Here is a 13,778-nt window from a genome sequence, read left to right as displayed (position 1 = left end):
CACAACGCGGTAAAAAAAGTGGGAGGGGGCTTGCCCCCGATGGCTGTGTGTCAGCCAGTACATTCAGGGCTGACACACTGCTATCGGGGGGTAAGCCCCCTCCCAGATGTTGTTTAGTGGTGCTCGCGGGTCGCGCGGAATTTCACGTCCGGCCAGCGCTCTTCCATCAGCGCCAGGTTGACGCGGGTCGGGGCCAGGTAGGTCAGGTGACCACCGCCATCGAGCGCGAGGTTTTCCACGGCTTTGTTGGAGAACTCTTCCAGCTTTTTCTTATCGGCGCATTCGATCCAGCGCGCGGAGTACACGGTGATCGGCTCGTAGGAGCATTCGACCTTGTATTCCTCTTTCAAGCGGCTGGCGACCACATCGAACTGCAGCACACCCACGGCGCCCAGGATGATGTCGTTGCTGCGCTCGGGGAAGAACACCTGGGTGGCGCCCTCTTCCGCCAGTTGCTGCAAGCCTTGGCGCAGTTGCTTGGATTTGAGCGGATCGCGCAGGCGCACGCGGCGGAACAGTTCCGGGGCGAAGTGCGGGATACCGGTAAAGCCCAGCGCTTCGCCTTCGGTGAAGGTGTCGCCGATCTGAATGGTGCCGTGGTTGTGCAGGCCGATGATGTCGCCGGCGTAGGCTTCTTCGAGCTGTTCACGCTCGGAGGAGAAGAACGTCAGGGCGTCGCCGATGCGCACGTCCTTGCCGGTGCGCACGTGGCGCATCTTCATGCCTTTTTCGTATTTGCCGGAGCAGATGCGCATGAACGCGATACGGTCGCGGTGCTTGGGGTCCATGTTCGCCTGGATCTTGAACACGAAGCCGGTGAACTTCTCTTCCACCGGTTCCACGGTACGTTCGTTGGCCACCCGTGGCAGCGGGCGCGGGGCCCAGTCCACCACGGCGTCGAGCACATGGTCGACGCCGAAGTTGCCCAGGGCGGTCCCGAAGAACACTGGGGTCAGCTGGCCGTCGAGGAATTCCTGTTGGTTGAATTCATGGCAGGCGCCCTGCACCAGCTCCAACTGATCGACGAAGCGGTCGTACTCGTCACCCAGGTGGGCGCGGGCTTCGTCGGAGTCGAGTTTTTCGATGATCTTGGTTTCGGTGCGTTCATGCCCGTGGCCGGCGGTGTAGACGATGATGTAATCATCGGCCAGGTGGTACACGCCTTTGAAGTCGCGGTAGCAACCAATCGGCCAGGTGATCGGCGCGGCCTTGATCTTCAATACGGCTTCGATTTCGTCGAGCAGCTCGATCGGGTCGCGGATATCGCGGTCGAGTTTGTTGATAAAGCTGACGATGGGCGTATCGCGCAGACGGCATACGTCCATCAGCGCGATGGTGCGCGGCTCGACGCCCTTACCGCCGTCCAACACCATCAACGCCGAGTCCACCGCGGTCAGGGTGCGGTAAGTGTCTTCGGAGAAGTCTTCGTGGCCCGGGGTGTCGAGCAGGTTGACCATGTGATCGCGATACGGGAACTGCATGACCGACGTGGTAATGGAGATACCCCGTTGTTTTTCCATTTCCATCCAGTCGGAGGTGGCATGGCGGTCGGATTTGCGGGATTTCACCGTGCCGGCCACTGCGATTGCCTTGCCCATCAGCAAGAGCTTCTCGGTGATGGTGGTTTTACCGGCATCGGGGTGGGAAATAATGGCGAAAGTGCGGCGTTTCGCGACTTCGGCGGCCTGGTGGGTCATGGGAAATCGCCTGGCAGGTGAGTCAAAAAAGGGCGGCGAGTATAGCGCAAACCCAAGGTGACGGACCACCGTTCACCCGATCAGGGGTGGCTAAATGGTGCCAAGTGTGGAACCTTTTAAAAGGTAGAGACGTCCACTCCCCTGCTATCGCACTCGTAACAGGGGCTGAAAAATCAGCAAGTTAGCCTGACGAGGCTGCGCTTATGGCTCGAACTCATGCCGCTTTTGACGGCATTGGCGAGCTGCATTTCGCGTTCACTTTTCGCTGACAGCCAGCCATGGCATGCCACGCAGGAATGTGTTCGTCGACAGAAGAAAAAAGGAGTCCGCCTGTGGCTATTCGCTATGGCAAAGGGCTGATAGGAGGCGCGGTTGTCGTCGCGCTCCTGGCCCTGCTGATCCACTGGATCGGCATCAACACGATCGAGTTGTACCGCGACGATTTGTTGTTTTACCTGCAAGCTCACTTAGTTCTCGTTCTAGTCTCCATGCTGGCGGCCCTCGTTGTGGGCATCCCCGCCGGTATCCTGCTCAGTCGACCGCACATGGTCGGGCGCGCAGAACGCTTCATGCAAATCTTCAACATCGGTAATACCGTCCCTCCCCTGGCCGTACTGGCCATCGCCCTCGGCGTCCTCGGCATCGGCAGCGGCCCGGCCATCTTCGCGCTGTTCCTCGCCTCCCTCCTGCCTATCGTGCGCAACACCTACGAAGGCCTGAAAAACGTTCAAGGCTCGCTCAAAGAAGCCGCCACCGGCATCGGCATGACCCCGCGCCAGGTGCTGTTTCGCGTGGAGTTGCCCAATGCCGTGCCGATCATCATCGGCGGCGTGCGCGTGGCGCTGGCGATCAATGTGGGCACCGCGCCCCTGGCGTTTCTGATCGGCGCCAACAGCCTGGGCAGTCTGATCTTCCCCGGCATCGCCCTGAACAATCAGCCGCAACTGTTGCTCGGCGCCGCATGCACGGCACTGCTGGCCTTATTGCTGGACGGCCTGGTGACCATGGCCAGCCGCCTCTGGCTGGAACGCGGGTTGCGTCCGTCTTAAGGCTTGGCAAAGGAATTCACATGAAAAAACTGACACTGATATTGAGCTGCGTCCTGCTGTGCGCAGGGTTTGCACAAGCCGCGGAAAAACCGGTAATCCGCATCGGCGCCAGGGTGTTCACCGAACAGACCCTGCTCGCCGAGATCACCTCCCAATACTTGCGCACCAAGGGCTATGCCCCTCAAGTGACCGGCGGCCTTGGCAGCAACCTGGCGCGCAGTGCCCAGGAAAGCGGGCAACTGGACCTGTTATGGGAATACACCGGTGTGTCGCTGGTGGCCTACAACCACATCGACGAGAAACTCGACAGCGAACAGTCCTACGCTCGGGTCAAAGAACTCGACGCGAAAAAGGGCCTGGTCTGGCTGGCACCGTCGCGCTTCAGCAACACCTATGCCCTGGCGTTGCCGCAGAAGGTCGCGCAGGAACATCCCGAGATCAACAGCATCAGCGACCTCACCCAGGCGATGGCGGAAAACACCCGGGAACATCGCCTGGTCGCGCTGGACACCGAGTTCGCCAATCGCTCCGACGGTCTGGCCGGCATGGTCAAGTTGTATGAGATGAACCTGACCCGCGCAAACACCCGGCAAATGGACGCTGGCCTGGTCTACACCGCGCTGCGCAATAGCCAAGTGTTCGCCGGCCTGGTCTACACCACCGACGGTCGCTTGAACGCCTTCAAATTAAAACTGCTGGCGGACGACAAGCATTACTTCCCGGACTACACCGCCGCGCCGGTAGTGCGCCAGGCCTACCTGGACGCGCACCCGCAACTGGCCGCCGACCTCAAGCCGCTGGCCGCGCTGTTCGACGACGAAACCATGCGCCAACTCAACGCGCGGGTCGATGTCGATCACGAAAGCCCGTCCGTCGTGGCCGCTGACTTTCTGCGCCAGCATCCGATCAACTAACGAGGAGAAGACATGGAATTCCTGAACGCCTTTTCCCATCTTGATTGGGCCCAAGTCCTGCACCTGACCTGGCAGCACATCACCCTGGTCGGCATCGCGGTGATCCTGGCGATCTTTATCGGTGTGCCCCTGGGCATCCTGATGACGCGCTTCCCGACGCTGGCCGGCCCGCTGCAAGCCAGTGCCACCGTGTTGCTGACGGTGCCTTCCATCGCCCTGTTCGGCCTGCTGTTGCCGTTCTACTCCAAATTCGGTCAGGGCCTGGGGCCGATGCCGGCCATTACCGCGGTGTTCCTCTACTCCCTGCTGCCGATCATGCGTAACACCTACCTGGCCCTCACCGGCGTGGAGCCGGGCATTCGCGAAGCCGCCAGAGGCATCGGCATGACCTTCGGCCAGCGCCTGCGCATGGTCGAGTTGCCCATCGCGGTGCCAGTGATCCTCGCCGGCGTGCGCACTGCCGTGGTGATGAACATCGGCGTGATGACCATCGCCGCCACCATCGGCGCCGGTGGCTTGGGTGTACTGATTCTGGCCTCCATCAGCCGCAGCGATATGTCGATGCTGATCGTCGGTGCCGTACTGGTCAGCCTGCTGGCCATCTTCGCCGACCTGCTTCTGCAATGGCTGCAACGCTCGCTGACTCCAAAAGGATTGCTCAAATGATCGAACTTCAAAACCTGTCCAAGACGTTCCAAAGCAACGGCAAAACCGTCACCGCCGTCAACGATGTCAGCCTGACCGTCAATGAAGGCGAGATCTGTGTATTCCTCGGGCCATCGGGCTGCGGCAAAAGCACCACGCTGAAGATGATCAACCGCCTGATCAAACCCACCTCGGGCAAGATCCTGATCAACGGCGAAGACACCACCGACCTCGACGAAGTGACCCTGCGCCGTAATATCGGCTACGTGATCCAGCAGATCGGCCTGTTCCCTAATATGACCATCGAAGAGAACATCGTGGTCGTGCCGAAATTGCTCGGCTGGGACAAACAGAAATGCCACGACCGCGCCCGCGAGTTGATGAGCATGATCAAGCTGGAGCCCAAGCAGTATCTGCATCGCTATCCGCGTGAATTGTCCGGTGGCCAACAACAGCGGATTGGCGTGATCCGCGCCTTGGCGGCGGATGCGCCGTTGCTGCTGATGGACGAGCCGTTCGGCGCGGTCGACCCGATCAACCGCGAGATGATCCAGAACGAGTTTTTCGAGATGCAGCGGGCGCTGAACAAGACGGTGATCATGGTCAGCCATGACATCGACGAAGCCATCAAGCTGGGCGACAAGATCGCGATTTTCCGCGCCGGCAAGCTGTTGCAGATCGACCACCCGGATACGTTGCTGGCACACCCGGCCGACGAATTCGTCAGCAACTTTGTGGGCCAGGACAGCACCCTCAAGCGCCTGCTGCTGGTCAAGGCCGAAGACGCGGCGGACAACGCCCCGTCGGTAAGCCCGGAAACCCCGGTGGCCGATGCACTGGAACTGATGGACGAGCACGACCGTCGCTACGTGGTGGTGACCTGCGCCGAGAACAAGGCACTGGGCTATGTGCGCCGTCGCGACCTGCACCGTCAGACCGGCACTTGCGGCCAGTACCTGCGTGAGTTCAATGCCACGGCGGCGTATGACGAGCACTTGCGCATCCTGTTGTCGCGCATGTACGAGTTCAATCGCTCGTGGTTGCCAGTGATGGATGCCGAGCGGGTGTTCCTGGGGGAAGTGACGCAAGAGTCGATTGCCGAGTACCTGAGCTCCGGTAAGTCCCGTGGGGGCAAGACCAGCATCGTCTCCCCTGCCGAGACCGCCCTGGCCTGATCTTATGTGGGAGGGGGCTTGCTCCCTCCCATATTGGGTCCGTGATCTATCGGGGAAATACCTTCAATTAACCCCACCCGGGGAACATCATTCCGTCACACCGGTCGGTTACATAAGTAGCTGCACAACGCAGCGCGACGAACGCGTGCAAAAACGCGACATTTTTAGTTGATCTATGGCCCCTCACGCCCTAAAGTTCGCGCCGAACGTCCATGCTGGAAACGATCCATCCGGCTCAAGTACTGACGACGAGACAGCAAGGCCAAGGGCAGCTTATCCCATGGCCTTTTTGCTTTCGGCGACATGCCTTGGGAAGTAGGCGAACCAAAGTGGGGATACGGAGGACGTTCAGTTGTACCCATTGATCAATACAGTTTGCCCTTAGGAGTTCCCAGCATGTCGATCAACGTCGAAGATTATTTCGCGCGCGCCACTTTTGACAAAATGAAGGCGTTCGCCGACAAGCAAGAAACCCCGTTCGTGGTGATCGACACCGCGATGATCAGCCAGGCCTACGATGACCTGCGCGCCGGTTTCGAATTCGCCAAGGTTTATTACGCGGTCAAGGCCAACCCGGCCGTCGAGATCATCGACCTGTTGAAAGACAAAGGTTCGAGCTTCGACATCGCCTCGATCTACGAGCTGGACAAGGTCATGGACCGTGGCGTCAGCGCCGACCGCATCAGCTACGGCAACACCATCAAGAAATCCAAGGACATCCGCTACTTCTACGAGAAGGGCGTGCGTCTGTTCTCCACCGACTCCGAAGCGGACCTGCGCAATATCGCCAAGGCCGCGCCGGGCTCGAAAGTGTATGTGCGCATTCTCACCGAAGGTTCCACCACCGCTGACTGGCCGCTGTCGCGCAAATTCGGCTGCCAGACCGACATGGCCATGGACCTGCTGATCCTGGCCCGTGACCTGGGCCTGGTGCCGTACGGCATCTCGTTCCACGTCGGCTCGCAACAGCGCGATATCAGCGTGTGGGACGCGGCTATCGCCAAGGTCAAAGTGATCTTCGAGCGCCTGAAAGAAGAAGACGGCATCCACCTCAAGCTGATCAACATGGGCGGCGGCTTCCCGGCCAACTACATCACCCGCACCAACAGCCTGGAAACCTATGCCGAGGAAATCATCCGCTTCCTCAAGGAAGACTTCGGCGACGATCTGCCGGAAATTATCCTGGAGCCCGGCCGTTCGTTGATCGCCAACGCTGGCATTCTGGTCAGCGAAGTGGTGTTGGTGGCGCGTAAATCCCGCACCGCCGTCGAGCGTTGGGTGTACACGGATGTGGGCAAGTTCTCCGGCCTGATCGAAACCATGGACGAGTCCATCAAGTTTCCGATCTGGACCGAGAAGAAAGGCGAGATGGAAGAAGTGGTCATCGCTGGACCGACCTGCGACAGCGCCGACATCATGTACGAAAACTACAAGTACGGCCTGCCGCTGAACCTGGCGATCGGTGATCGTTTGTACTGGTTGTCCACCGGTGCGTACACCACCAGCTACAGCGCCGTTGAGTTCAATGGGTTTCCGCCATTGAAGTCCTACTACGTCTAAGCCGTGCTTCCTATAGGAGCGAGCGGTTCGCTCCTATAGGGTTTCCAACTGTTGGGCTCGTTGTTGATAAGCCTGCGCCATCGCCCCGATCCTCGGTTCATCCGCCGCCGCCAGCGCGGTGTGGGCCACCCGCAGAAACTTCAGGTTCCCGCCCGCCAGCGCTTTGCGCAGCCATGCCAACGCCGCTTCGATCTGGCCATTACCCGCCAGCACCGCCGCATAACTGAATTGCCCGCGAAAATCCCCGCCCTCGGCTGAACGGCGATACCACTGCTGCGCGGCTTCCAGATCCCGTGGGCAGCACTGTCCTTCCTCCAGATACCGCCCGAGCAAGTTCATCGACTTGGCATGACCCCGCTCGGCCGCTTGGCGATAGCACGCCAATGCCTGGGCTTGATCTTGTGCAACGCCACGCCCGGTGGCCAGCAGGTTGGCGTAGTTGTACAACCCCCAGTCCAACCCCGCCTCGGCGGCCAGGCGATATTCCCGCGCGGCCGCCGCTTCGTCGACGGCGCAGCCCCAACCGTGTTCCAAGCAACGTCCGAGCATATTGCGCGCCATCAACTGCCCGCCTTGTGCCGCAATGCGAAACCACCGCAGCGCCAGCGTTTGATCGCGTTCGATACCGCGCCCGTCCAGCAGAATCTGCCCCAGCAACGCCTGGGCATCCACCAGCCCTTCCTTCGCCGCGACCAGGATCGCCTGGGCGGCGCGCACCGGGGAGTCGTCAAGCATGCTCTGCAATTGCTCGACCGTGAGCACCTCTTGGCGACGCAACAAAAAGCTCATGTCAAACCTCAACCCAGCGACGCAGCAGGTTGTGATAAGTGCCGGTGAGCTGGATCAGCGCCGGGTGATCGGGCACATCCCGGGTCAACTGCTGGATCGCGCCGTCCATCTCGAACAGCAATGTGCGCTGGCTGTCTTCGCGCACCAGGCTCTGGGTCCAGAAGAATGAGGCGTAACGCGCGCCCCGGGTCACCGGGTTGACTTTGTGCAGGCTGGACCCGGGGTACAGCACCATATCGCCGGCCGGCAACTTGACCCGCTGCAGGCCGAAAGTGTCCTGGATCTCCAGTTCGCCGCCGTCGTAGTCATCCGGGTCGCTGAAAAACAATGTGGACGACAAATCAGTGCGCACCCGCTCAGGGCTGCCCTTGGGTTGGCGCACGGCGTTATCGATATGAAAGTCGAAACTGCCACCGGCGGTGTAGCAGTTAAGCAGCGGCGGGAACACTTTGTGCGGTAACGCCGCCGACATGAACAGCGGGTTTTGCCACAGGCGTTCGAGCATCGCCGTGCCGATTTCCTTGGCCAAGGGGTGGCCTTCGGGCAATTGCAGGTTGTGTTTGGCTTTGGCCGATTGGTGCCCGGCGGTAATTTTACCGTCGGCCCAATCGGCGTTTTCCAAGGCCTGGCGGATGCGCTGCACCTCCTCGCGGGAGAACAGGCCGGGAATGTGCAGCAGCATGGGGCAGTACCTGGGTGCGGAGGGACGCCAATGGTATTGATTCTTATCCACGCTGTAAAACCTAAGGACGGATGAGATCGTAAAAACCGTAAGCAAAAAGTGTAAAGAATGTAAATTCAGTGCAATTAGCAATGTATCGCAATTGATAGAAAGTCGTGTTCACCCTATATTCCGCCGCCTCACATCCTTGGGGAAAGGACACGTCATGTCGCGCACTTCAACAAAAACATCTGCCGGTTCACCACGCATGTTGGCCTCGGCCATCGGCGTCGCTCTGAGCGCCAGCTCTGCCGCCCACTTGGCGCAAGCGGCTGAAGACACCGAACAAAAAGGCGAGCGCAATAGCATCTCTCTGGGCGCCACCAGCATTACCGGCCAGGAACAGGACGACACCTCTTACCAAGTGGAGAAAGCTGCCTCGCAGAAATACACCGCACCGCTGGTGGACACACCGCGCTCGGTCACTGTGGTGCCGCAACAAGTACTCAAGGACACCGCCGCTACCTCGTTGCAGGATGCGCTGCGCACCGTACCGGGTATCACCTTCGGTGCCGGTGAAGGCGGTAACCCTCAGGGTGACCGTCCGTTTATCCGCGGTTTCGATGCCCAAGGCGACACCTATCTGGACGGCGTGCGCGACACCGGCGGCCAGAGCCGTGAGATTTTCGACATCGAATCCATCGAAGTCAGCAAAGGCCCGAACTCGTCCTTCGGCGGGCGCGGCTCGGCCGGTGGCAGCCTCAACCTGGTGAGCAAGACCCCGCAGGCACGGGACTTCACCAACGGCGGCTTCACTTACGGTTCCGACCAGACCCGCCGCTACGTGCTCGACGTGAACCGCCAGTTCCTCGACGACAGCGCCGCATTCCGCCTGAACTTGATGAGCCACGAGCAAAACGTGGCCGGGCGCGATGCCGTGAACTACGACCGCTGGGGCGTTGCGCCTTCGCTGACCTTCGGCCTGGGCACCCCCACCCGCGTCAACCTCAGCTACTACCATCTGGAAAGCGACGACCTGCCAGACTCGGGGATTCCCTACGGCTACGGTTCGGCCACCGCCACCGCCCACGTCCACGACAAACCCAACGACGGCGGCGACAGCGATAACTTCTACGGCCTCAAAGGCCGCGATTTCCGCAAGACCCGCGCCGACATCAGTACGTTCTCCATCGAGCACGATCTGAACGACAACGTGACCCTGAAAAACACTCTGCGCCACGGCAGCACTGGCCAGGACTACGTACTGACCCAGCCGGACGACAGCAAACTCAACGTGAACAAATTCGGCACCGTGTGGCGCCGGGCCAACTCGCGGGTGTCCACCACCACCACGACCACCAACCAGACCGACCTGTTCGGCAGTTTCCAGGCCCTGGGCTTCAAGAACACCTACTCCACCGGCCTGGAATTCACCGGCGAAGAAACCCGCGTCAGCAGCTACACCGTCAGCCCGAACGCCAACCCGATCTGCACCGTGGCCAAAGGCGGCCTGGGCGGCCAATGCACGTCGCTGAGCAACCCGAACCCGGACGACGCCTGGACCGGCTCCGTCGCCCGCAACTACAACGGCACCAACACCAAAGCCACCAGCCGCGCCGCCTACGTGTTCGACACCATCGAACTGGACCCGAAATGGCTACTTAACGTCGGCCTGCGCTACGACACTTTCGACACCGAAGCCAATACCAACGCAGTGCCTACAGCGACGGTCAAAGCACGCAGCAAAATCAAGGACGACAGCCAGTTCTTCAACTGGCAGGCCGGCCTGGTCTGGAAGCCTCTGGAAAACGGCAGTATCTATGCCTCCTACGCCACCTCGGCCACCCCGCCAGGCGGCCTGATCGGCGAAGGTTCGGACGGCAACCCGCTGTCCGCCGGCGCCGCCACCAGCGATCTGCAACCGGAAGAAACCGTCAACTATGAGCTGGGCACCAAGTGGGACCTGTTCCACGACCGCCTCTCGCTGACCGCCGCCGTGTTCCGCACCGAGAAGAAAAACACGCGCATTCTGGTGGATGCCCTCACCTACCAGAACGCCGGCGAGTCCCGGGTCGATGGTCTGGAACTGTCCGCCAGCGGCAAAATCACCGAGCAATGGCAAGTGTTCGCCGGCTACAGCTACCTGGACAGCGAACTGGTCAAGGCTGGCCGTAACGGTCGCAACGGGGTGATCAGCGCCGGTTCCAACGAAGGCAACCAGATGCCCAACACGCCGAAGAACACCTTCAGTCTGTGGACCACCTATGCCCTTACACCCAAGTTCACCGTTGGCGGCGGCGCGTTCTATGTCGACCAGGTTTACGGCGACGTGGGCAACACCGTGTATGTGCCGTCCTACACCCGCTACGACGCCATGGCCAGCTACAAGCTGACCAAGAACGTCGACCTGCAACTGAACGTGCAGAACCTGACCGATAAGGTCTACTACGACAAAGCCTTCTCGACCCACTTCGCCAATCAGGCGGCGGGTCGCACGGCGCTTCTGACCACCAGCTTCCATTTCTAAACGCTGGCCCCCGAGCCCCACGCATCGAATGCGTGGGGCTTTTGCGTGTTAAACAACAAAGTTTCTCGACAACCCACGGCATAATGCGCGCCGTGGCATTTATATCCCGATGAGCGAGGCGGTCCGACGTGTTGAAGAAAACCCTGTTTCAGTTGCACTGGTTCTTCGGCATCACCGCCGGGCTGGTGCTGGCCTTGATGGGGATCACCGGTGCGGCGGTGTCGTTCCAGGATGAAATACTGCGGGCTCTCAATCCCAGCGTCCTGCACGTGCAAAAACGCGAAGCCGGGGTGCTGCCACCGGCCGAACTGGTGCGCAAGCTCGAAGCCGCCGAAGGCAAGACCGTGGCGATGCTGTGGGTGGAACGCGACAGCGGCAACGCCGCGCGCGTGGCCTTTACCCCGCCGCCGGGTGAACGGCGTGGCCCGATGCGCTACTTCGACCCATACACCGGCGAGTACCTGGGCGACGCCGTGGGCCAGGACGTGTTCGGTTTTGTCCTGCAACTGCACCGCTTCCTCGCCATCGGCGAAACCGGCCGGCAGATCACCGGCGCCTGCACCCTGATCCTGGTGTTTTTCTGCCTCTCCGGCCTGTACCTGCGCTGGCCGCGCCAAGCGGCGAGTTGGCGCGCCTGGCTGACCCTGGACTGGCGCAAAAAGGGCCGCAGCTTCAACTGGGACCTGCACTCGGTGTTCGGCACCTGGTGCCTGCTGTTTTACCTGCTGGCGGCACTCACCGGGTTGTCCTGGTCCTACGACTGGTACAGCCGAGGGCTGACCCAACTGCTGTCCGACGCCCCGCAGAACGAACGGGTACGCACGCGCGGCCCAGCGCCGGCAGGCCCTGCACCGGTGGCCAACTACGACGCGATCTGGAGCAGCCTCTACAGCAACGCCGGCCCGGACCTGAGCGCCTACAACATCCGCATGCCAGGCGCTACCGGGCAACCGGCCACCGTGTATTACCTGCTGAGCGACTCGCCCCATGACCGCGCGCTCAACCAGATCAACCTGGACCCGGCCACCGGCGAGGTCAAATCCCACGATCGCTACGCCGACAAGAGCCTCAAGGCTCAGTTACTGACCAGCATTTATGCCCTGCACACCGGCAGCTACTTCGGCTTGATCGGGCGGATCGTGTTGACCGTCAGTTCGCTGTTGATGCCGTTGTTCTTTATCACCGGCTGGTTGCTGTACCTGGATCGCCGTCGCAAAAAACGCCAAGTGCGCGACGCCCGCCAGCGCCTCGGCGCCAACCTCAGCGACGCACCGGCCTGGCTGATCGGCTTTGCCAGCCAGAGCGGTTTCGCCGAGCAACTGGCCTGGCAGACCGCCGGGCAATTGCAGGCCGCCGGCCTGCCGGTGAAGGTGCAGGCGCTGGGCAGCGTCAATGCCGATGACCTGCGCCAAGCGCACAACGCGCTGTTCGTGGTCAGCACCTTCGGCGACGGCGAAGCCCCCGACAGCGCCCGTGGTTTCGAGCGCGGCGTGCTCGGCCAGGCTCTGTCGCTCAACGGTTTGAACTACTCGGTGCTGGCCCTCGGGGATCGTCAGTACCCGCACTTTTGCGGCTTCGCCCGGCGCCTGCATTTCTGGCTGACCAACCAGGGCGGCACGGCGCTGTTCGCCCCGGTGGAAGTGGACAGCGGCGATACCCAAGCCCTACTGCACTGGCAGCAACAATTGGGCGAACTGACCGGCCACGCCCCCGCCACCGCCTGGCCCAGCGCCCAGTACGAACACTGGACACTGAGCCAGCGCACCCTGCTCAACCCCGGCAGCGCAGGCGAAGGCGTGTACCTGCTGGGCCTCACGTCGACGTCGCCGCAGCATTGGGATGCTGGCGACCTGGTGGAAATCCTGCCGCGTAATCCCGCGTCGGCAGTCGAGCACTTTCTGGCGGGCCTGGGCCTGCAAGGCAGCGATGGCGTAATCATCGAAGGGCTGGCACAGACGCTCGATCAGGCCCTGACCACTCGCCAATTGCCGGACAACCGCGCGCATCTGGTCGGCCTGCACGCCCAAGCGCTGGTGGATGCTCTGGTGCCGCTGAGCATGCGCGAATACTCCATCGCCTCGATTGCCAGCGACGGCGTGCTGCAACTGATCGTGCGCCAGGAACGCCACGCCGACGGCCGCCTGGGCCTGGGCTCGGGTTGGCTCACCGAACACGCGGCTCTCGGCGGCGCGATCAGCCTGCGTCTGCGGCGCAACAGCGGCTTCCACCTGCCGGACGCGCCGGTGCCGCTGATCCTGATGGGCAACGGCACCGGCCTGGCCGGCCTGCGCAGCTTGCTGAAAGCGCGCATTGCCGAAGGCCAGCAACGTAACTGGTTGCTGTTCGGCGAACGCAATATCGCCCACGACTACCTGTGCCAAGACGAGCTGCAAGGCTGGCTCGCCAGCGGCGACCTAGCACTGTTGGACCTGGCGTTCTCCCGCGATCAGGCGGAGAAGATCTACGTGCAGGATCGCCTGCGCGAATCGGCCGACGTGCTACGTAGATGGCTGGCCGACGGCGCGGCGATCTATGTGTGCGGAAGCTTGCAGGGCATGGCTGCCGGGGTGGACCAGGCGCTACTGGATATCCTCGGCCGCGAGGCGGTGGAGCGCTTGATCGAACAAGGCCGCTATCGCCGCGACGTGTACTGAGGTCACTCACTGTGGCAGGGGGCTTGCCCCCCGATAGCGGTGGATCAGTCGCCTGATAAATGACTGTCACACCGTCATCGGGGGCAAGCCCCCTCCCACATTGGGAT

General features: G+C 61.5%; 10 protein-coding genes. 7 read left to right on the top strand and 3 right to left on the bottom strand.

Annotated features, from left to right (window positions below; translation table 11 throughout):
* Window positions 1-113: 113 nt before the first annotated feature.
* Window positions 114-1,697, bottom strand: a complete 1,584-nt coding sequence (locus QRN41_RS25855; protein WP_034111736.1) for a peptide chain release factor 3 — start codon at window positions 1,695-1,697, stop codon at window positions 114-116.
* Between the two features lie 296 nt (window positions 1,698-1,993).
* Here QRN41_RS25855 and QRN41_RS25850 point away from each other — a divergent pair, with 296 nt between their 5' ends.
* From QRN41_RS25850 to QRN41_RS25830, 5 genes are all read left to right on the top strand, one after another.
* Window positions 1,994-2,746: an ABC transporter permease gene (locus QRN41_RS25850; RefSeq protein WP_232925194.1), complete on the top strand. Its 753-nt coding sequence runs from the start codon at window positions 1,994-1,996 to the stop codon at window positions 2,744-2,746.
* Window positions 2,747-2,766: 20 nt separating this feature from the next.
* On the top strand, window positions 2,767-3,660 hold the full coding sequence (locus QRN41_RS25845) for a glycine betaine ABC transporter substrate-binding protein (protein WP_034136952.1): 894 nt from the start codon (window positions 2,767-2,769) through the stop codon (window positions 3,658-3,660).
* A gap of 12 nt (window positions 3,661-3,672) precedes the next feature.
* Window positions 3,673-4,326, top strand: a complete 654-nt coding sequence (locus tag QRN41_RS25840) for an ABC transporter permease (protein ID WP_003188473.1) — start codon at window positions 3,673-3,675, stop codon at window positions 4,324-4,326.
* Entirely contained in the window at window positions 4,323-5,480 is a 1,158-nt protein-coding gene (locus QRN41_RS25835; protein ID WP_003171711.1) for an osmoprotectant ABC transporter ATP-binding protein OsmV, read from the top strand. The genes QRN41_RS25840 and QRN41_RS25835 overlap by 4 nt, the downstream gene beginning before the upstream one ends.
* Before the next feature lie 396 nt (window positions 5,481-5,876).
* Window positions 5,877-7,040, top strand: a complete 1,164-nt coding sequence (locus QRN41_RS25830; protein ID WP_034095854.1) for a type III PLP-dependent enzyme — start codon at window positions 5,877-5,879, stop codon at window positions 7,038-7,040.
* 33 nt (window positions 7,041-7,073) lie between these two features.
* On the opposite strand, the gene QRN41_RS25825 is transcribed toward QRN41_RS25830, so the two are convergent.
* Together QRN41_RS25825 and QRN41_RS25820 are read right to left on the bottom strand one after the other, a co-directional pair.
* On the bottom strand, window positions 7,074-7,829 hold the full coding sequence (locus QRN41_RS25825) for a tetratricopeptide repeat protein (RefSeq protein ID WP_285422283.1): 756 nt from the start codon (window positions 7,827-7,829) through the stop codon (window positions 7,074-7,076).
* Window position 7,830: 1 nt separating this feature from the next.
* The gene (locus QRN41_RS25820) at window positions 7,831-8,511 is read right to left on the bottom strand and encodes a Fe2+-dependent dioxygenase (RefSeq protein WP_034136949.1); all 681 of its coding nucleotides are present in this window, start codon (window positions 8,509-8,511) and stop codon (window positions 7,831-7,833) included.
* Between the two features lie 205 nt (window positions 8,512-8,716).
* On the opposite strand from QRN41_RS25820, the gene QRN41_RS25815 reads away from it, so the two are divergent.
* Entirely contained in the window at window positions 8,717-11,017 is a 2,301-nt protein-coding gene (locus tag QRN41_RS25815) for a TonB-dependent receptor (RefSeq protein ID WP_285422282.1), read from the top strand.
* Between the two features lie 128 nt (window positions 11,018-11,145).
* The gene (locus QRN41_RS25810) at window positions 11,146-13,671 is read left to right on the top strand and encodes a PepSY domain-containing protein (protein WP_285422281.1); all 2,526 of its coding nucleotides are present in this window, start codon (window positions 11,146-11,148) and stop codon (window positions 13,669-13,671) included.
* Window positions 13,672-13,778: the final 107 nt, after the last annotated feature.

It is taken from the genome of Pseudomonas sp. efr-133-TYG-23 (assembly GCF_030209215.1).
Lineage (GTDB): Bacteria > Pseudomonadota > Gammaproteobacteria > Pseudomonadales > Pseudomonadaceae > Aquipseudomonas > Aquipseudomonas rhodesiae.
The sequence above is the reverse complement of the archived record's forward strand: the minus strand, read 5'-3'. Positions and strand labels throughout refer to the sequence as shown.